The 18,070-nt window shown below is 49.0% G+C and carries 19 protein-coding genes and 1 pseudogene; 9 read left to right on the top strand and 11 right to left on the bottom strand.

Annotated features, from left to right (window positions below; genetic code table 11):
- From MKR05_RS25850 to MKR05_RS25820, 7 genes and pseudogenes are all read left to right on the top strand, one after another.
- The coding region (locus MKR05_RS25850) for a hypothetical protein (protein WP_223349232.1) at positions 1-70 on the top strand (70 nt) is incomplete at its 5' end.
- Between the two features lie 335 nt (positions 71-405).
- Positions 406-1,638 carry an MFS transporter gene (locus MKR05_RS25845; RefSeq protein WP_023288221.1) on the top strand — a complete coding sequence of 411 codons (1,233 nt, stop codon included), beginning with the start codon at positions 406-408 and terminating at the stop codon, positions 1,636-1,638.
- Positions 1,639-1,767: 129 nt separating this feature from the next.
- Positions 1,768-3,204 carry a 3-isopropylmalate dehydratase large subunit gene (leuC, locus tag MKR05_RS25840; RefSeq protein WP_023288222.1) on the top strand — a complete coding sequence of 479 codons (1,437 nt, stop codon included), beginning with the start codon at positions 1,768-1,770 and terminating at the stop codon, positions 3,202-3,204.
- Positions 3,191-3,814, top strand: coding sequence for a 3-isopropylmalate dehydratase small subunit (leuD, locus tag MKR05_RS25835; protein WP_023287222.1), 624 nt, complete (start codon positions 3,191-3,193; stop codon positions 3,812-3,814). The genes leuC and leuD overlap by 14 nt, the downstream gene beginning before the upstream one ends.
- 16 nt (positions 3,815-3,830) lie before the next feature.
- The gene (locus tag MKR05_RS25830; RefSeq protein ID WP_023287223.1) at positions 3,831-4,700 is read left to right on the top strand and encodes a fumarylacetoacetate hydrolase family protein; all 870 of its coding nucleotides are present in this window, start codon (positions 3,831-3,833) and stop codon (positions 4,698-4,700) included.
- A gap of 10 nt (positions 4,701-4,710) precedes the next feature.
- Positions 4,711-5,626, top strand: a pseudogene (locus tag MKR05_RS25825) (alpha/beta fold hydrolase).
- A gap of 32 nt (positions 5,627-5,658) precedes the next feature.
- The gene (locus tag MKR05_RS25820; protein WP_023287225.1) at positions 5,659-6,597 is read left to right on the top strand and encodes a LysR family transcriptional regulator; all 939 of its coding nucleotides are present in this window, start codon (positions 5,659-5,661) and stop codon (positions 6,595-6,597) included.
- A gap of 51 nt (positions 6,598-6,648) precedes the next feature.
- Here MKR05_RS25820 and MKR05_RS25815 read toward each other — a convergent pair whose 3' ends face one another.
- The 11 genes from MKR05_RS25815 to pcoA all read right to left on the bottom strand — a co-directional run bounded on the left by MKR05_RS25815 (position 6,649) and on the right by pcoA (position 16,339).
- A complete protein-coding gene (locus MKR05_RS25815) occupies positions 6,649-8,187 on the bottom strand; it encodes an IS66-like element ISKpn24 family transposase (protein WP_023287226.1) in 1,539 nt (512 codons plus the stop codon).
- 48 nt (positions 8,188-8,235) lie between these two features.
- Positions 8,236-8,583, bottom strand: a complete 348-nt coding sequence (gene tnpB, locus MKR05_RS25810) for an IS66 family insertion sequence element accessory protein TnpB (protein ID WP_000612626.1) — start codon at positions 8,581-8,583, stop codon at positions 8,236-8,238.
- Entirely contained in the window at positions 8,580-8,984 is a 405-nt protein-coding gene (gene tnpA / locus MKR05_RS25805) for an IS66-like element accessory protein TnpA (protein ID WP_023287227.1), read from the bottom strand. Before tnpA ends, tnpB begins: the two co-directional genes overlap by 4 nt.
- Before the next feature lie 45 nt (positions 8,985-9,029).
- On the bottom strand, positions 9,030-9,260 hold the full coding sequence (locus tag MKR05_RS25800; RefSeq protein WP_071838905.1) for a transposase: 231 nt from the start codon (positions 9,258-9,260) through the stop codon (positions 9,030-9,032).
- A gap of 229 nt (positions 9,261-9,489) precedes the next feature.
- A complete protein-coding gene (locus tag MKR05_RS25795; protein ID WP_016151366.1) occupies positions 9,490-9,924 on the bottom strand; it encodes a hypothetical protein in 435 nt (144 codons plus the stop codon).
- A 215-nt stretch (positions 9,925-10,139) separates the two neighbouring features.
- On the bottom strand, positions 10,140-11,540 hold the full coding sequence (pcoS, locus tag MKR05_RS25790) for a copper resistance membrane spanning protein PcoS (RefSeq protein WP_004152084.1): 1,401 nt from the start codon (positions 11,538-11,540) through the stop codon (positions 10,140-10,142).
- Positions 11,537-12,217 (bottom strand): copper response regulator transcription factor PcoR, encoded by a 681-nt coding sequence (gene pcoR, locus MKR05_RS25785; RefSeq protein ID WP_001188930.1) that lies wholly within the window; start codon positions 12,215-12,217, stop codon positions 11,537-11,539. Before pcoR ends, pcoS begins: the two co-directional genes overlap by 4 nt.
- 54 nt (positions 12,218-12,271) lie before the next feature.
- Positions 12,272-13,150: a copper resistance inner membrane protein PcoD gene (gene pcoD, locus MKR05_RS25780; protein ID WP_080821469.1), complete on the bottom strand. Its 879-nt coding sequence runs from the start codon at positions 13,148-13,150 to the stop codon at positions 12,272-12,274.
- Positions 13,151-13,205: 55 nt separating this feature from the next.
- The gene (gene pcoC, locus MKR05_RS25775; RefSeq protein ID WP_000025662.1) at positions 13,206-13,586 is read right to left on the bottom strand and encodes a copper resistance system metallochaperone PcoC; all 381 of its coding nucleotides are present in this window, start codon (positions 13,584-13,586) and stop codon (positions 13,206-13,208) included.
- 39 nt (positions 13,587-13,625) lie between these two features.
- Positions 13,626-14,516 carry a copper resistance outer membrane transporter PcoB gene (pcoB, locus tag MKR05_RS25770; RefSeq protein WP_170916456.1) on the bottom strand — a complete coding sequence of 297 codons (891 nt, stop codon included), beginning with the start codon at positions 14,514-14,516 and terminating at the stop codon, positions 13,626-13,628.
- Positions 14,517-14,521: 5 nt separating this feature from the next.
- Complete coding sequence (gene pcoA / locus MKR05_RS25765; RefSeq protein ID WP_000925242.1) at positions 14,522-16,339, bottom strand: multicopper oxidase PcoA; 1,818 nt, start codon at positions 16,337-16,339, stop codon at positions 14,522-14,524.
- A gap of 233 nt (positions 16,340-16,572) precedes the next feature.
- On the opposite strand from pcoA, the gene MKR05_RS25760 reads away from it, so the two are divergent.
- Together MKR05_RS25760 and MKR05_RS25755 are read left to right on the top strand one after the other, a co-directional pair.
- The gene (locus MKR05_RS25760) at positions 16,573-17,022 is read left to right on the top strand and encodes a copper resistance protein (protein WP_001023257.1); all 450 of its coding nucleotides are present in this window, start codon (positions 16,573-16,575) and stop codon (positions 17,020-17,022) included.
- Between the two features lie 288 nt (positions 17,023-17,310).
- Complete coding sequence (locus MKR05_RS25755; protein ID WP_000287501.1) at positions 17,311-18,048, top strand: peptidoglycan DD-metalloendopeptidase family protein; 738 nt, start codon at positions 17,311-17,313, stop codon at positions 18,046-18,048.
- Positions 18,049-18,070: the final 22 nt, after the last annotated feature.

Below are 18,070 nucleotides of genomic sequence, written 5' to 3'. Positions count from 1 at the left end.
TATGGCCCTGGTACGAGCGCTGAACAAAATGACGAAAGCAGGTATGCCTGAAAGCGTGCGTATTGCCTGAAAACACAACCCGCTACGGGGGAGACTTACCCGAAATCTGATTTATTCAACAAAGCCGGGGCCAGTCTATCCGCCATCTGCTGTCTGTCATATTTTTACCTTCAGAAATTATCAGTTGAGACACTCTGATAATCCCTTCTAGGATAGTTTAAATTGGGCTGGGTAAATTTTTTTAGTGCATCAAGATGTCTTATTGGAAATTAGTAAAACACATTTGTGAAATATTGCTAAGGCTAAAGCGTGATGGCTATCACCCTACATAATTTTTTTATTCACTACCTTAGATGCTGAATCCTGACCTGAGGTTGTGTCAGGAAATAAATACTGGAGATAGTAATGGGGAATATAATAAAAGACGGAAGTGGCAGTTATTTTCCAATGTTGTTTATTCTGCCACTTGCCGGACTGGCTGAACTTGCATCACTGTACTCTATTCAGGCGCTGCTACCAAAACTGAGTGAGGTTTATCATATTCCGCTGAATCAGGTTGGCATGATATTATCTGCCGAAGTAGGGTTCCTGGCATTTGCCATGTTGTTCAGCGGTTCGTTATCGGATCGCTTTGGTCGCAAACCTGTAATATTTGCATCCCTTTTTGCCGGAGGTGTTTTGACGTTACTGTGCGCGCTGGCACCATCATGGCAGGTTTTAGTTATCTTCCGGGCACTGCTGGGTATTGCGGTCAGCGGTGTTACTGCAGCAATTACGGTATATATCAGTGAAGAGGTCTCTCCGGGTATGGCCGGGATCATCACCAGTTATTTTATCTTTGGCAATTCTCTGGGAAGTATGTCAGGGAGGGTTATTGCGACCCAGATGATGGAGCATTTTTCTGTTGAAGTTATATTTTCTCTTTTTGGTTGTGTCCTGATTATTATTGCTCTTGCGGTGAAATTCCTGTTACCGGCATCGAGAAATTTTAAAGCATCCTCATCACTACAGTTATCGGTTGTCTTCCGGGGGGGACTGAACCATATCAGAAACATTAAAGTTTCGTTATGTTTCATAACAGGTTTTATTCTGTTCGGTTCATTTACGTCCATCTTTAATTTTTTAGCTTTTAATTTACACAATGCTCCGTACAACCTCGACTATACATGGATTGGGCTAATACCACTGAGTTTTTCCCTTACTTTTTTCATTGCACCTTATGCTGCTCGTCAGGCAATCCGATATGGATCAATGAATGTTTTAAGTTTTTTAATTAGTTTTATGATGGTTGGGGTGTTTATTACATTTATTGCTGAGTCTGTCTGGTTATTTATATCTGGCGTGGTGCTCCTTTCAGCTGCATTCTTCTCATCACATTCAATCATTCTTGCCTGGGTCAGTGCCAGAACATCCAGTGCAAAAGGACAGGCCACCTCTTTTTATTTACTCTCTTATTATTCCGGTGGTGCGGTAATGGGGTATGTCAATGGCTGGTTGTTCGCCATACAAGGGTGGGGCGGTCTGGCGATATCCTGTCTTGTTATGCTGGGCATTGGGCTTATGATCACACGGGTGATATCAGCGAAATACGAGTATCAAAAAGCAGCCGAGAAAAACAGTCTTTCCGAAATTATTTAGTTCAATACACACTCTGTAATGCAGTACTTTTCTTTATAGAAATAATGTATTGCCAGATTTATGGCATGATACAAAAGCGACGTATTTATCACCCCTGAGCCTGTAGCATTAGTTACTCTGGATAAGTCAATGTTAGCCAAAACACTTTACGAAAAACTGATTGAAACACATACAGTGCGGGAACTTGATAAAGAAGGGCATGTCCTTCTTTATATAGACCGTTCTATCCTTAATGAATATACAAGCCCGCAGGCTTTCAGTGGCATACGGGAGCATCATCGTACGGTACGCCATCCGGAGGCTTTTCTGCTTAATATCGATCACGTTAATCCCACCAGACCAGACAGGGATGCGTCCATGACCGATCCCGGCGGACAACTGCAGGTGGATTATTTTCGCAGGAATGCCCGGGACTTTGGAATTGAGCTATTCGATGTGATGGATCCGCGTCAGGGAATTGAACACGTCGTAGCGCATGAACAGGGATTGATTATGCCTGGTATGGTTATTGCCGCAGGTGACAGTCATACCACGACATATGGTGCGTTTGGCGCGCTTGGATTTGGCATTGGTACATCGGAAATAGAACATCTTCTGGCGACGCAGACGCTCATATATCGTCGACTAAAGAATATGAAGGTCATGGTTAGCAATACATTACCCTGGGCCTGCTCAGCCAAAGATATCATTCTACAGCTGCTTGAAAAAACCGGTGCATCTGGTGCTACAGGGTATGCCATAGAATTTCAGGGTGAAGCAATCCGTTCCCTCAGTATGGAAGGACGCATGACCCTATGTAATATGGCTGTGGAAGCAGGCGCCCGTGGCGCAATTATTGCCCCGGATCGGAAAGTGTTTGATTACATTCAGGGGAAACCTCAGATACCGAATGGCGAGTTATGGGACCAGGCATTAGCCCGGTGGTCAACCCTGTACAGCGATCCTGATGCGGTATTTGACAAAACAGTGGAAATTGACTGCCGGGAAATTGAACCCAAAGTGACCTGGGGAATAAGCCCCGACCAGACCGGTTCAATTGGCGGTTCAGTTCCTTTTCCCGGAAAAGAACCGGACCCCTTAAAGCAGCAGGCTATAAAGAAGGCTCTGCAGTATATGGAGCTTGCACCCGGTACACCATTTCGCGATATCCGGATCTCCCATGCATTTATTGGCTCCTGTACGAATGGAAGGATTGAAGATCTCAGAGCCGCAGCCCGTGTGCTGGCAGGCAGAAAAATTGCGCCCCACGTAAGAGGCATTATTGTTCCCGGTTCCACGCAGGTCCGGAAGCAGGCAGAAAACGAAGGGCTGGCGAGAATATTCATTGATGCAGGATTTGAATGGCGGCAGTCCGGCTGTTCAATGTGTCTGGCCATGAATGAGGATGTACTTCTACCGGGGGAGCGCTGTGCATCCAGTACTAACCGCAATTTTCCCGGCAGACAAGGGGCAGGTGCCAGAACACATCTGATGAGCCCCGCCATGGTCGCAGCAGCTGCCGTTGCCGGACACCTTGAAGATGTACGCCTTTTGCTTGATTCCGGAGAAGAAAATGGACGAGTTTAATCAGATTACAGGTGTCATTGCTCCCATGCCTGACGCGAATATTGATACCGATGTCATTATGCCAAAGCAATTCCTTAAGGGAATTGATCGTGCCGGTCTGGATAAAGGCGTGTTTTTTGATCTCCGTTTTACCCCGGACGGGCAACTGAATGAGGACTTCATCTTAAACAGGCCTGGCTGGCAGAATGCTTCTTTTTTGCTGACAGGTCCAAATTTTGGATGCGGTTCCAGCCGGGAGCATGCTGTATGGGGTCTGAAACAGCTCGGTATCCGGGCGCTGATCGGCTCTACTTTTGCCGGTATTTTTAATGATAACTGCCAGCGTAACGGCATACTGACCCTCTCCCTGGACGATGCTTCAGTAAAACAGTTAAGCCGGATTGCAAACGATCCTGAAATGAACCGTATCACCGTTTCTCTCACGGACGGGGAGATCATCACACAAAATGGTGTATTTCCTTTCCATGTCAGTCAGATGGTTCGTGAGATGTTATCTGCTGGAGGGGATGCTATTGGCTGGACGTTAAAATATCAGCAGGACATAACGCGGTTTGAAAAACAGTATTTTTCCCGCTCCCCCTGGCTGAAACCACAACCGGTAACGGACTGATAACAGGAGATAAATAATGAAACTCGTTCAGTACAGTATTCATAACCGCAGACGTTACGGCATCATCAAGGAGAATACCGGTATTATTGATCTCTTTCTGAGACTGGGGGACAGATATCCGACCCTCAAATCCTTGCTGGAAAATAATGCCCTGCCGGAAGCCGCAACATTTCGGTATGACAATCCGGATCACGATATTCAGGCTATACCGTTTCTTCCCGTCATTGATGAGCCTGGGAAAATTATTTGCGCAGGTATGAACTACGCGGAAAAGCGAAAGGAATTTAATGAAATAAATCCGGCACCCACCTTATTTATTCGTTTTCCGGATACTCAGGTCGGTCATAATTCGGTATTGCTCAAACCCAATAACACTTGTGAGTTTGATTATGAAGGCGAACTTGCTGTTGTGATAGGTCGGCGTTGTTCACATGTTTCTGAAGAACAGGCTTTAAGCTTCGTGGCCGGATACAGCTGCTATATGGATGGTTCTGTAAGAGACTGGCAGCACACCTGGTATACAGCAGGGAAAAACTGGCCATCAACGGGGGCTTTTGGTCCTTGGCTTGTTACGGCAGATGAAATCCCGGAACCACAAAATATACAGCTTGTTACCCGATTAAATGGTCGCGAAGTTCAGCGGGACTCCACGGCGAATATGATACACAGCATCGCATTTCTCATTGCTTATATCAGCACATTTACCGTTCTTTCTGCCGGTGATGTCATTCTTACCGGATCTCCCGGTGGGGTCGGGAAGAAACGTACGCCGCCACTTTTTCTGCATGATGGTGATGTTGTGGAAGTGGAAATTGAGCATATCGGGGTACTGCACAATGTCGTTCGGGATGCAGGATATACAGATGCTGCGGCTATGCTGGTATAAGGACAAGGTCATGAATACAATCTATGAACGTGGTGCATCCCCTTTCATTCCTGGCTTTGAACTCAGGGATGTTGTCCTGGAAAATGGTATCATGCTCCGGGTTGCGATAGGGGGCAGCGGAGCTCCTCTGGTGATGCTGCATGGGCACCCGCAAAACCATGTTACCTGGCGTAAGGTTGCGCCGGAACTGGCAAAATATTATACGGTTATCCTTCCCGACCTGCGCGGATATGGTGACAGTTCAAAACCCGCCAGCGATGAGACACACCGCCCGTATTCAAAACGTGTCATGGCAAATGACATTGTCATGCTAATGAATGCACTCCAGATCCAGACTTTTTCCTTTATTGGTCATGATCGGGGGGGGGCGGGTGGGGCACAGGCTTGCTCTTGATTATCCCCACCGGGTTACAAGCTGTACTTTCATTGATATCGCCCCCACTGCCACCATGTATGCACGGACCGATAAAGCTTTTGCCACTCGTTATTTCTGGTGGTTTTTTTTGATCCAGCCGGAGCCATTGCCGGAAAAAATGATTGCGCATGACCCGGAGTTTTTCTTGCGAAAACATATCGGAGGTCAGCTCAAGACCCCAGGGGCTACTGAAGATAAGGCATTTAATGACTATCTGAGGTGCTACCAGAATCCGGATATGATTCACTCAGTCTGTGAGGATTATCGGGCTTCGGCTTCCATAGATCTGGATGATGATCAACAGGATCGACACAAGCGTATCGAGTGTCCGCTGCTTTTACTGTGGGGGGCAAAAGGCACAGTAGGTCAGTTATATGATGTTGTTGAGACCTGGTCCGGAAAGGCAAAAGATATCAGGGGAGAAGCGCTTCCCTGCGGGCATTCTCCTCATGAAGAGATCCCGGAAATTTTTCTTCACCGTGTTCAGTCTTTTCTCGGAACAGTGCTATAACGCTCCTGTACTCCTGAATTTTCTGACTGATTATGAAAAAAAATATTGTTGGTAAATATTACCGCCAGCCTCATGAAGGCTGGCCTTCTGTTGAAGATTTACAAGTGTTTATCACCGTTGCCCGAAACGGTAGTTTCTCCCGGGCAGCGCTTGAGCTTGGGCAATCGGCTTCCTATATCAGTAAACGGATCGCACTGCTTGAAAAAAACCTGAATACCCGCTTATTTTTTCGCAATAACCGGATGGTACGTCTGACCGTTGACGGTGAAAATGCCCTCTCCGGAGCGATACAGCTGGTTGAGCAGATGGGTGATTACGTCAGCAGCATTACAGAGCCGGATGATATGCTCAGCGGCAATATCACCATCAGTTGCTCTTTCGGTTTTGGAAACGAGTATGTTGCCGGGGCGCTGTCAGGGCTGATACGGTCGTATCCAGGGCTTAAAGTAAAATTACTGCTCAGCGATCGCGATGTTGATCTGGTTGAAGAAGGGATAGATATTGAGATACACGTCGGGAATGATTTTAAAGAAATTTATATAGCGAAAAAACTCGCCACAAACCGTCGTATTTTGTGTGCCTCCCCGGATTACCTTCATCAGGCTGGTATGCCATCATCAATTGATGAGCTTGTTGATCATCATTGTCTGATGCTCCAGGAGCGTAATGCTGTTCTTGGAAACTGGGTGTTGACGGATGGACAACAGGAATTTACCTGCCGTCTGAATACGTTTCATACGTCAAACAGCGGCAGTGTTGTGCTGACCTGGGCATTACTGAACCACGGAATTGTATTACGTTCTACCTGGGATGTGGAGAAGTATATCGAAAATGGCAAGCTCATTCATATCCTCCCTCAATGGTATCAGGAAGCGGATATCTGGGCTGTGTATCCTCAGCGTCCGTCTACCAGCGGGAGAATTAAAACGTGCATTACTTATCTTACCCGGTACTTTTCTGAGCGATTTTAGCTCCCCGAATTACTGTAAGCGTGCAGCGAGAACCGTATTGACGGGGATGTGTTATTCAGTTGGCAGTGCTACGCGCCAGGGGAGTAGTTCGCTGACCCGGTTTATCGGCCAGTCAGCAATGACGTCAAGGACATAACGGAGGTAGCTTTCTGGCTCCACTCCGTTCAGTTTGCATGTCCCGATCAGGCTGTACAGCAGCGCTCCCCGCTCTCCTCCATGATCCGAACCGAAGAACAGGTAGTTTTTGCGGCCCAGGCTGACCATCCGTAGCGCATTCTCAGCTATGTTGTTATCTGCCTCGGCCCAGCCGTCGTCAGTATAGTAAGCCAGCGCCGGCCACTGGTTCAGTACGTACGTGAACGCTTTCGCCAGTTCTGAGTGTCGCGACAGCGTTTTCACCTTTTCACGCAGCCAGCTTTCCAGGGATTTCAGCCGCGGTTTAGCTTTTTGCTGACGTTCTGCAAGGCGTCGCTTCGCCGGCATCCCCCTTATTTCCGCCTCGATGGCATATAACTCACCGATCCGTTTCAGGGCTTCCTCCGTCAGCGCTGACGGGGTGCGAACGTGCACATCGTGGATCCTGCGGCGGGCATGAGCCCAGCAGGCAGCTTCCGTTATCTGTCCATTGCGGTACAGTTCGTTGAACCCGGCGTACGCATCCGCCTGCAGAACACCGCTGAAGCCAGCGAGATGGCTCTGCGGGTGGATACCTTTTCTGTCCGGGCTGTAAGCGAACCACACTGCCGGCGCCAGCTCTGACCCGGCGTTACGGTCGTCACGAACGTACGTCCACAACCGCCCGGTCTTCGTTTTCTTATTACCTGGCAACAGCACCGGGACAGGCGTGTCATCAGCATGGAGCTTACCGTCAGTCAGCACATAGTCCTGAAGCGCCCCTTCCAGCGGTGACAGTAGCCGGCAACACGCATCCACCCAGCCCGACAGCAGTGAGCGGCTCAGCTCCACACCCTGGCGGCCGTATATTTCAGACTGGCGGTACAGCGGGGTGTGCTCTGCATACTTTGAACTCAGCACGCGGGCCAGCAGCCCCGGTCCTGCGATACCCCGCTCGATGGGCCGTGAAGGCGCGGGGGCCTGCACGATGGCATCGCACTGAGTACAGGCATGCTTTTCACGTACTGTCCGGATAACCCGGAAGGCGCTGCGCATCAGCTCCAGCTGTTCGGCGGCATCTTCACCCAGGTAACTCAGCGCACCACCACATTCCGGGCAGCATGACGCTGCCGGCAGCAGCCGTTTTTCGTCACGGGGAAATGATTCAGGGAACGGTTTGCGGGTACGGGTCTGCCGCAGCGGGCGCTGCACGGCCGGGTCATCCACCCGGCCGGTAAGGGTATCGCTTTCTTTCTGCAACTGCTTAAGGTCGGCTTCCATCTGCGCGATACGGCGGGAGACTTTTTCGGAGCGGCTGCCGAAGTTCATCCGGCGCAGCTTATCCAGTTGCGCCTGCAGGTGATCTATTTCGCGTTCACGCTCGTTCAGCTTTTCCAGAAGGGCACGGTTCAGCGCCTCCTGTTCGGCAAGGAGACGTTTCAGTTCATCGATATCGTCAGGAAGTAAGCTGTTCATACCGGGTATATTACCAGGCTCATTCAGCGTCGACCAGGACAAAGAGGCCTACAACATAGTCAGTGACGTAAGCAGTCTTTTAGGCTGCCGCCAGTCGATACCTTCAAGGAGCATCGCCAGCTGTGCCGGTGTGAGGAACACTTTGCCATCCCGGGCTGACGGCCAGGCGAAGCGGCCGCGCTCCAGCCGTTTGGTCAGCAGACACAGTCCATCGCCGGTAGACCAGAGGAGCTTTACCTGACTGCCATTACGCCCACGGAAGATAAAAACGTGACCTGACATCGGATCGTCTTTCAGCGTCGTCTGCACCTTTGCCGCCAGGCCGTTGAAGCCGTTTCTCATATCGGTGATGCCAGCGACCAGCCAGATCTTTGTCCCTGATGGTAATGGGATCAACGTTTGAGCTCCCGTATCAGCAGGTTCAGGATATTTTCGCTGATGGCACCATTCAGACGGAGTGATCCGTGCCGGAACGTCACTTCACAGCTGATATTGAGTGATTCAGGTGCCGCAGCAGCTACAGGTTGTGACCGGGGGGAGGTTGCAGGAACAACATCTTCGGTATCAAGTGTTATCGGGAGCAGCTCAGGCACGTTGTTTTCTGTTGTTGAAGGAGGACGTAGTTTTCCTTCGCGCCAGTACTGGCGCCACTTGAACAGCAAATTATCGTTGACCCCATGCTCACGAGCGAGTTGCGCTACGGAGATCTCTGGTCGATGCGAGAGTTCAACCATTTTGATTTTGAACTCAACGGGATAATTAGGGCTTTTTTTACGCACTGCGGTTAATGATTTCATGGATAGCGTCCACCATATTTGGTGTCCACTATCCTCTCAGGAATATCAGGATCTGCCAGACGGTGCTGAGACGACGCTTACTGTTGTTGAAGGAGGACGTAGTTTTCCTTCGCGCCAGTACTGACGCCACTTGAACAGCAAATTATCGTTGACCCCATGCTCACGAGCGAGTTGCGCTACGGAGATCTCTGGTCGATGCGAGAGTTCAACCATTTTGATTTTGAACTCAACGGGATAATTAGGGCTTTTTTTACGCACTGCGGTTAATGATTTCATGGATAGCGTCCACCATATTTGGTGTCCACTATCCTCTCAGGAATATCAGGATCTGCCAGACGGTGCTGAGACGACGCTTACAGTTATCTGGCGTTACGTGACAGTGTTGGTCAGATACTTCCACCTCTTCAGAGTTAAAGTTTGATATATGGGAAAAAAACGCTCCCGGACGGGAGCGTAAGCCAGTGACTTCGGCGTCAAATGAGGGTCTGACAAGTGGAGCTGCGGGTTAATTCTGGGTGATCTGGCTGCGATGCTTTTCAGCCTGCTGCTGATGAATAACGGAAGATAGACCATTATTCGCCTTCTCATGCACAACAGCGGCTTTCTCATGCTCGTTCATTTCGGAAAATGGCTTAGCAGTTTCTTGGGTGTTCTCAGGTTTGGATTTCATCATTTTTTTATGCATTTCAGCCATGTCCTGATGGGCAGCAGAATTGCCGTTTTGCATCATTTCATGGGACATTGCGGCCTGATCGTGACCGCTCATATCCATCATTTTCATGCTCTCCCCCTGAACTGCACTTTTTTCAGCGGATGATTGCATCTGATGGGCAGGCGCCTGGGCATTATTTACCTGGTCATGCATGTTCATTGTCTCTGCAGCCCAGGCAGATGAAGCGACAGCCATCATGGCAATAAAGGATACAAGGATCTTTTTCATGGTTGGGTCTCCGGTGTTTTCATACCCGAACAATCAATGCTTATAACAGAGAAAGCATTTGATCTCAGGGCTGGTTGATCATCACGCCAGGAACCGGGCGATTGAATTATCACGCTGTCCTGATTTATGGCTGATTATAAAAAACCGCCTCTGTTTATCGCGTGACTGAACGATGACATTTTTGTCACCTTCCGGGTTTCTCCTGAATAACGGTATTAATCCATTAACAGACGCACACTGAACACAATTTCCCGCCCCTGCTGTTCTGCTGACAGCTCGCCGCCGTGAGCATGAATGATCGATCTTGTAATTGATAATCCCAGCCCCGCGCCTTCCGTGTTGTAGAACCTTGATGAGTCTGCGCGATAGAACCGGTCAAACAAACGTTCCAGATTAGCGGGAACCTGGCCGGACATCGTATTCGTAATCATCACGTTCACACAGTCACTGTCACGCTCAATGTGTATCGCTGTACAGGTGTTATCGGGAGAATACTTGATTGCATTGGAAAGCAGGTTACTGAAAGCACGTCGGAGCATATCGCTGTCTCCGGCAACAACGCCCTCTCCTTCAACCGTGATTGTCTTTCCTGTTTCGTCTGCCAGGGGCTCGAACAACTCACGTAATTCATTCAGTTCGGCTGCCAGATCCACATCATGTTTATCCAGCCGCAGCAGACCATGCTCTGAACGTGCCAGAAAAAGCATGTCACTGGTCATTCGTGACAACCTTTTCAGTTCTTCCAGGTTAGCGAATAAAATTTCGCGGTAATGCGAAACATCCCTTTCCTTAGCCAGTGCAAACTGCGTCTGCATCATCAGATTACTGACTGGTGTGCGCAGCTCATGCGCGATGTCAGACGAGAAATCTGACAGTTTCCGGAATGCCCCCTCCAGGCGATCAAACATATTATTGAACTCCTGCATGGTCTCAGAGATTTCCGGCGGAGCCAGATCGGGATTTAGACGCTGATCCAGGCTGTGTACAGTCATGGAGGAAGCCAGACTGGTCATTTCCCGTAACGGTTTCAGACCAATACGTGTGGTCAGCCAGCCCAGAAAAACAGAAATAAAGACCAGACCGATATTGAACCAGAACAGCCAGGTACTGAGTTTGTCCATAAACAGGGTGTGATACCCAGTATCCGTGGCAACCGTAATGATGACATGTTTGCTTTTACCCTGTTCCGGCGTCACGGCAACCCGCCGCGAGATACTGCGGTACACGGTGTTATTTTCTTCCGTCTGGATCATATAGTCGAGAATATCACCCGACTTATTAAGCAGGACCGCTGGAACAACAGAATTTTTGGCATAGAGTTCAACAATTTTTTCATTTTCCATGTTTTTTATAGAAATGAATAAACCATTGTGCCCTACCATCGCATCGTTTATTTTTTCTGATAATGACTTAATATCCGTTTTGTTCCGGAACGTCTCTGTTTTAAGAAACTCTTCGGTGAGCTGAAGTTTACCTGTCAGAAAATCGCGGTCCTGATTATCGAAATAGCCATTCAGGGTGCTAATCAGGATAAAACTTGATAACCACCATACCGTAAGCATCACCGCAGAAAAAATCAGGCTCAGGCGTGTGGTCAGGGAAATTTTGAACCTCACTCTTCTCTGATCTCCAGGACATATCCGGCACCGCGAACGGTATGGATCAGTTTTGGCTCAAAGTCATCATCAATTTTACTTCTCAGACGTCTCACGGCGACATCAATCACATTCGTATCACTGTCAAAATTCATGTTCCAGACCAGGGACGAGATAAGACTCCTGGGTAACACTTCTCCGGTGCGTTGCAGCAGCAACTCAAGCAGAACGTATTCTTTACCGGTGAGATGGATCTTCTTCCCCGAACGGATCACGGTCCGGCGCACCATATCAACGGTCATATCGGCGATGGTGCAGACTGTTGCGGCCTGCGAGCGTGCCCGGCGCAGTAGGGTTCTTACACGTGCAACCAGCTCCGTAAAATCAAAGGGCTTAATCAGGTAGTCATCTGCGCCAAGCTCCAGTCCTTTCACTTTGTCCCGCACGTTGTCCTTTGCGGTTAAAAACAGGACCGGTTCTTCGTGCCCGGACTCCCTCAGTGCGCTGATGATTTGCCACCCGTCGAGGAAAGGCAGCATCACGTCCAGTATTATCAAATCATACTGTCCCTTCGACGCGGCCCCGAGACCATCGCGGCCATTATTAAAGAGATCGGCCTGATAGCCTTCCTCAACCAGTCCCTGCTGCAGGTAACGACCTGTTTTTTGTTCGTCTTCAACGATTAAAATACGCTGCATGGTCAACTCGCTGATATGAAAGTAAAAATCTCACGCATGAGCTTTGGCTGTCCCCTAGCTGATCTGAGACGGAGCAAGCATTCCAAGCCACGCTACGGCGCCCAGAATGATAATCGCAACAACGAATTCTGTCAGGATGCTGTTTCGCATCAGGGCAACGCTGCGATCATAATTCCCTTCCCTGACCATAACTTCAAGCCGGGGACCCAGGTGAAACCGGTTTGCTGCAGCCAGAAGAAGCATCAGAACAAACAGAGCCGTCTTGGCAAGCAATATCCTCCCCCAGGAACTGTTGAATAAGGGAGTTAAGTTACCCTCAGCAATATACAGATAGTTGACCAGCGCACTCAGGATCAGGGCTACAACAATCACCGTTCCTGCCGTGGCAAATTTTGCCAGGGAGTCAGATATCACAATGACGCTCTGTGCATTATGCTCGTTTCTGCGCATCAGCAGGATAGCAAATGCAACCAGAGCACCTGTCCAGGCACCTGCAGCGCCGAGATGGGTCAGATCGCTCAGTAAATGGAGATAGTAATGCAGACCGTCATGCATAACGGCGTGTCCTCCCCAGGCAAGTGTAGCCAGCGCCACGCCCCCACTCATCGTCATCAGCAGGCAGGACAATACTCTCTTATTAGTGTAAAGGAACAAAGCACCGAGTGTGGTAAACAGGGCACAGAGCCTGACAATCCAGCTAATACCCACATCAGTTTCTTCTATCACCATCTCGATAACATGGATGGATAATTCTCTGAGGTCAGTTACTCCACTCATGGCATTAGATACCAGGAGCATATTAATGCCAGTAAGAATGATGCCTGTAACAACAGCAAAGGTTATAAACGACCTGAAATTAGTCAGGTTATAGGTTTCATGTCTGACACCGCTTATTCCATATATCTGAAAAAATGGCAATCCAAATATTACCATCAAATCCAGATAAAGAAGAAAACGAATAACAATCATAATCAGGTCGTTCATAATATTACTTCACTGTAAAGGTGTAATTACCGGTAATAGGGTGCGTATCTGAAGAAACCGCGCGCCAGTCAACACGATAAGTGCCAGCGGGTAAAGGCTCTCGCGGAATAATGACCATCGATTTAGGGTCAGCGCCTGGCGCCACTTTTGCCGCGACCGGCATCGGAGAATGTGATGACATGCCTTTCATACCCGTCATCGTTAATTTTGCACCTGAGAATTTCACGGTCAGATTTTCCGAGAAATTAAGCTGAATCTTTTCCGGGGCCGCTACGGCTGAATCAGCCTGTGGCACAGAGCTTTTTAATTCCGGATGGGCCATAGCAGAGAAAGCAACGCCCATAACGAGGCCACCTGTAAGAATGGCTTTATTTAAAATCGACATTTTATTTACCTGTTTAGTTGAGTGTTTTATATCAGTGCGTTAAAACCAGATTCTGGCTCCCGCCAGGAATACTACCTGATGGTCTTTCTCACCTTCTCTTTTCGCCATATCGGATGTTTTCCCGTAAAGTTGATTCCAGGAAACGCCTATATAGGGTGCAAACTCACGGCGTATTTCATAGCGCAGCCGGAGCCCCAGCTCTGTGTCAGTCAGTCCCCTGCCGCGACCCCGCGATTCATCATCCTGACTGTAGAAATTCACCTCATAGGATGGCTGGAGTATGAGCCGGTTAGTCAGTAAAACGTCGTATTCTCCTCCCAGACGAAGGGCTGCTTTTCCGCCATTACTGACAAAACCCGTAATTTCAGACTCAAAATTATAGAGTGCCAGCCCCTGAAAACCGACAGCAGCCCAGGTCCGGGCAGAAGCAGGTCTGAAATCCTGCCTGACACCCGCAACCAAATCCCACCATGGGCCAACCGCATGTCCCCAGAGTAACTGCGCTTCAGCCGCCTCCGTTTCCCCATTGCTTCGTTCACCTTCACTCTTTAGCCAAATCCGATCTGTGTCGCCTCCAATCCAGCTGTTAACACTCCAGCTGAAATTGTTGGTGTTATCCGACCGTAGCCATTCCAGTTGATCCAGCAGAACCAGATAATTAATCGCACTGTCGTGAATCGCATGCCCCTGTAAATTGCCGAATGCAGCCTTCCGGTCGGCATCGGTAACAGGCGGAATTGGCGTTCTGCTCTCAGTTACAATGGGCTCCATTGACGTCATCTCAGTGAAATTCTCATCTGCTGGCATCTGCATGGCAGACATGTCGTGCCCGGCGTGGGGATCTGCAGAGACGGAGCCCGCCGCAATAGAAAGCTGTGAGGTAAACAAACCGGCGACCAGAACAGGTATGGCCTTCAAATTTCTCTTCATTCGCATCATTCCTCCACCCGGACTTCACGAAACATTCCCATTTCCATGTGATAGAGCAAATGGCAGTGATACGCCCAGCGGCCAAGCGCATCTGCTGTCACTCTGTAACTGCGTTTTGTACCAGGGGGAACATCTATTGTGTGTTTACGAACCATGAAATTACCGTTTTCATCTTCCAGATCGCTCCACATACCATGCAGGTGAATGGGGTGAGTCATCATGGTATCGTTGATCAGCGTGATCCTGAGCCGCTCACCGTATTTCAGCAGCACCGGTGCGGCATCTGAAAACTTGATTCCGTTAAATGACCAGGCAAACTTTTCCATGTGGCCGGTTAAATGCAGTTCTATGGTACGGCCAGGTTCACGTCCGTCAGGATCCTCAAAGCGGCTTTTCAAATCCGCGTACGTGAGAACCTTTCTTCCGTTATTTCGAAGACCAATACCCGGATCATTTAATTTCGGAGAGACGCTCATCGCCTGCATATCAACCAGTGGGTTATCCGTTTCTGACGCAGGATGACTTTGCATACCCGGCATTCCGGCCATCCGGGAATGATCCATACCGGCCATGCTGCTGTGATCCATGGGCGCGGAGGATGTCCCGCTATCCGGAAGGTCAGCACCGTCCATAGACATCATCTCTCCGCTGTTATCCATGCCTCCCATCTGGCTGTGGTCCATTCCTGCCATATCATGTCCCATTCCCCCCATACCCATATCTTCCATGGTCAACAGAGGACGGGGATCGAGGGGGGGAACGGCAGCACTTAACCCCTCTCTCGTGGCCAGTGTCCCTCGAGCGTAACCGGTCCTGTCCATGGATTGTGCGAAGATGGTATAGGCCTCACCCTGAGGCTCCACAATGACATCATAGGTTTCGGCAACGGCAATCCTGAATTCGTCAACGGTAACCGGGTTTACATACTGGCCATCTGCAGCCACGACCGTCATTTTCAGCCCGGGGATACGGATATCGAAATAGGTCATTGCCGAGCCGTTGATAAACCGTAAGCGTATCTTTTCACCGGGACGGAACAGTCCGGTCCAGTTTTTCAGCGGGGCCTGCCCGTTCATGAGATAGGTGTAGGTGTAGCCACTGACATCCGCGAGGTCAGTCGGATTCATTTTCATTTCAGCCCACATTTTCCGATCGGCAATGGTGGCTGACAGCCCCCTGGTATTCACGTCGCGGAAAAAAGAGCCAACGGTTGGTTTATTGAAATTGTAGTAATCCGACTGTTTTTTTAATTTTTTCAGCAGGCTGTGAGGATTTTCATCGGTCCAGTCAGACAACATGACCACATGCTCACGATCGTAAGCAAACGGTTCTGGCTCCCTGGCATCGATGATAATGGCACCGTATACCCCCTCCTGTTCCTGCAGACCGGAATGGCTGTGGTACCAGTAAGTCCCGTTCTGCTTAACCTTAAAGGTGTAAACGTAGGTATCATCAGGCTCTATGCCCATAAAACTCAGCCCCGGAACACCATCCATATTGGCCGGAAGAATAATGCCGTGCCAGTGAATGGACGTCTGTTCATTAAGACGGTTTTTGACCTTCAGGGTAATGGTGTCACCTTCTTTCCAGCGAAGAACGGGCCCCGGCAGGCCTCCATTGATTGTTTTGGCCTGACGCTCACTGCCCGTGATATTGACGGCCGTTTCACCAATGGTCAGGTCAAACTGAGTACCCTGCAGGGACGCGGCAACTGGCAGGCTCAGACTGGAACGCGCATTGAAACTCCATACGCCAAGACTTCCGGCTACGCCAGAGAGGGTTAACCCCTTCAGGAAAGTTCGTCGAGACGTTTTCAACAGCATGCGCATTCCCTTATTTAAAGTATGGTTACTGACAGAATTCGAGAACCGATTTAAATTAAATTACTGGTTCATCCACTTACAATGAAATGAATCTAGCACACCTTAAGAAACAAATTCATTACAATCGTGTAATGTACGTGGCTGTATTACATTTACGTCATCTTCCCCACAGGTTGATTTTTTTATATATGATCATAAGGACATCTTTTATGTACCTCAGAAGGTAATTACACATGAATATATTAATCACGACCACTGCGTTTACAGCTTTATTTTGTGGGGCAGCTTTTGCTCAGTCCAGTGATATTGCCCATGAAGCACATCGATTTGTTAATAATGCCTCAGCCGTCAGTCATGTGAACTCCTCGACGCATGAAAACTTACCGGACAGGGTTAATAAAAACAACACGCCCTCATTCTCTGAAATGAATGAACATGAAAGGGCCATTGTTGCTCATTCATTTATGAACAACAGCGCGTCCTATGCGCATCAGAAAATGATTGAGGAACATAAAAAAATGCTGTCCGGCAGTGATGCAAATTCAAAGACCTCGTCTTCTTCTTTTAACGAACTGAATGCCGGAGAAAAAGCCGCTCTCGTGCATGAGCAGGTCAATAATGCCGGTGCGGAAGCACATCAGACGCAGGCAAGAAAGCTTCGCGGGCTGTATTCGACCAGGTAACTGCAGGCGGGTTAGTGCTTAGCGTCAGGTGCGCAGCAGGGCTTTACTGACGGGTTACGTAGCAGGACATGAGCCCCATATTGCTCTGCCGTAACCTGTTTCAGTCCCGTTAATCATCACCGTCGGGCTGGTCATACAGTTCCCAGAGCTTCAGGAGCAAACGGGAAACAAGATATGTTACAAAAATGACGACCATCAACGGTGCTCCCGATTAACTGACAGATGACACGCCTCCTGAAAACCCCTAGCATACGCCGCAGTGTTCATGCTAACGGCGAATTCCAGTAAATGTATTCTACCGATGTCGTAAAAGAAAATGCCTACCTTTCAGCCACCCGCTCGGGGCTGGAATCGAACGAGATCGCTACTCTTCAGCGCTCCTTGCCTTCCCGGTTTAATCTGCGGCATTTGAAAAAAAATGAATCATTAAAACTCGTACTGCAAAAGAAAGCGGGAAAATCACGTGTCGTGGCCTATAAATTTACGTCCGGTTCATTTAATTACACGGCGTATCGTATATCAGATAAAAAGTTCTATAACCTTTCCGATACTTCCGGGAAAGGCAGTCTCGATTATCCGTTACCGGCCACAGCAAGACTCAGTTCGCCTTTCAATCCTGCAAGACTTAACCCGGTATCGGGAAAAGTGAGTCCCCATAATGGCATTGATTATTCCATGCCCATGAACACGAAAATAGTCAGCGTCATCGACGGAAAAATCACCCGGGCCGAATACAACAGCACCATGGGATATTTTGTTGAAGTAACAGGAAAAGCCGGTGTTAAAACTCGCTATCTCCACCTCAATAAAATACTCGTTACTAAAGGGGCCAGGGTTACCCGGGGAGGCGCTATTGCGTTATCCGGTAACAGCGGACGTTCATCCGGTCCTCATCTGCATTACGAGCTGGTCATCAATAACAATCCTGTTAACTCACTGGCGTTCCGGGCAGCGGCACCCGCTGATAACAAACTTGAACAGCATGCCTTTGCGCATGCCAGAGACTACGAACGATACCTGGACTGATAACGGGGCCGCGACGCGGCCC

This window comes from Klebsiella sp. K5-204, from assembly GCF_030128585.1.
GTDB lineage: Bacteria > Pseudomonadota > Gammaproteobacteria > Enterobacterales > Enterobacteriaceae > Klebsiella > Klebsiella quasipneumoniae.
This window is presented reverse-complemented; position numbering and strand designations above follow the sequence as displayed.

What these genes read in the sequence shown, in the direction of transcription:
- MKR05_RS25845 (WP_023288221.1), top strand. Translation starts at nt 406, where the DNA reads ATGGGGAATATAATAAAAGACGGAAGTGGCAGTTATTTTCCAATGTTG.
- leuC (WP_023288222.1), top strand. Translation starts at nt 1,768, where the DNA reads ATGTTAGCCAAAACACTTTACGAAAAACTGATTGAAACACATACAGTG.
- leuD (WP_023287222.1), top strand. Translation starts at nt 3,191, where the DNA reads ATGGACGAGTTTAATCAGATTACAGGTGTCATTGCTCCCATGCCTGAC.
- MKR05_RS25830 (WP_023287223.1), top strand. Translation starts at nt 3,831, where the DNA reads ATGAAACTCGTTCAGTACAGTATTCATAACCGCAGACGTTACGGCATC.
- MKR05_RS25820 (WP_023287225.1), top strand. Translation starts at nt 5,659, where the DNA reads ATGAAAAAAAATATTGTTGGTAAATATTACCGCCAGCCTCATGAAGGC.
- MKR05_RS25815 (WP_023287226.1), bottom strand. Translation starts at nt 8,187, where the DNA reads ATGAACAGCTTACTTCCTGACGATATCGATGAACTGAAACGTCTCCTT.
- tnpA (WP_023287227.1), bottom strand. Translation starts at nt 8,984, where the DNA reads ATGAAATCATTAACCGCAGTGCGTAAAAAAAGCCCTAATTATCCCGTT.
- MKR05_RS25800 (WP_071838905.1), bottom strand. Translation starts at nt 9,260, where the DNA reads ATGAAATCATTAACCGCAGTGCGTAAAAAAAGCCCTAATTATCCCGTT.
- MKR05_RS25795 (WP_016151366.1), bottom strand. Translation starts at nt 9,924, where the DNA reads ATGAAAAAGATCCTTGTATCCTTTATTGCCATGATGGCTGTCGCTTCA.
- pcoR (WP_001188930.1), bottom strand. Translation starts at nt 12,217, where the DNA reads ATGCAGCGTATTTTAATCGTTGAAGACGAACAAAAAACAGGTCGTTAC.
- pcoD (WP_080821469.1), bottom strand. Translation starts at nt 13,150, where the DNA reads ATGGTAATATTTGGATTGCCATTTTTTCAGATATATGGAATAAGCGGT.
- pcoC (WP_000025662.1), bottom strand. Translation starts at nt 13,586, where the DNA reads ATGTCGATTTTAAATAAAGCCATTCTTACAGGTGGCCTCGTTATGGGC.
- pcoB (WP_170916456.1), bottom strand. Translation starts at nt 14,516, where the DNA reads ATGAAGAGAAATTTGAAGGCCATACCTGTTCTGGTCGCCGGTTTGTTT.
- pcoA (WP_000925242.1), bottom strand. Translation starts at nt 16,339, where the DNA reads ATGCTGTTGAAAACGTCTCGACGAACTTTCCTGAAGGGGTTAACCCTC.
- MKR05_RS25760 (WP_001023257.1), top strand. Translation starts at nt 16,573, where the DNA reads ATGAATATATTAATCACGACCACTGCGTTTACAGCTTTATTTTGTGGG.
- MKR05_RS25755 (WP_000287501.1), top strand. Translation starts at nt 17,311, where the DNA reads ATGTATTCTACCGATGTCGTAAAAGAAAATGCCTACCTTTCAGCCACC.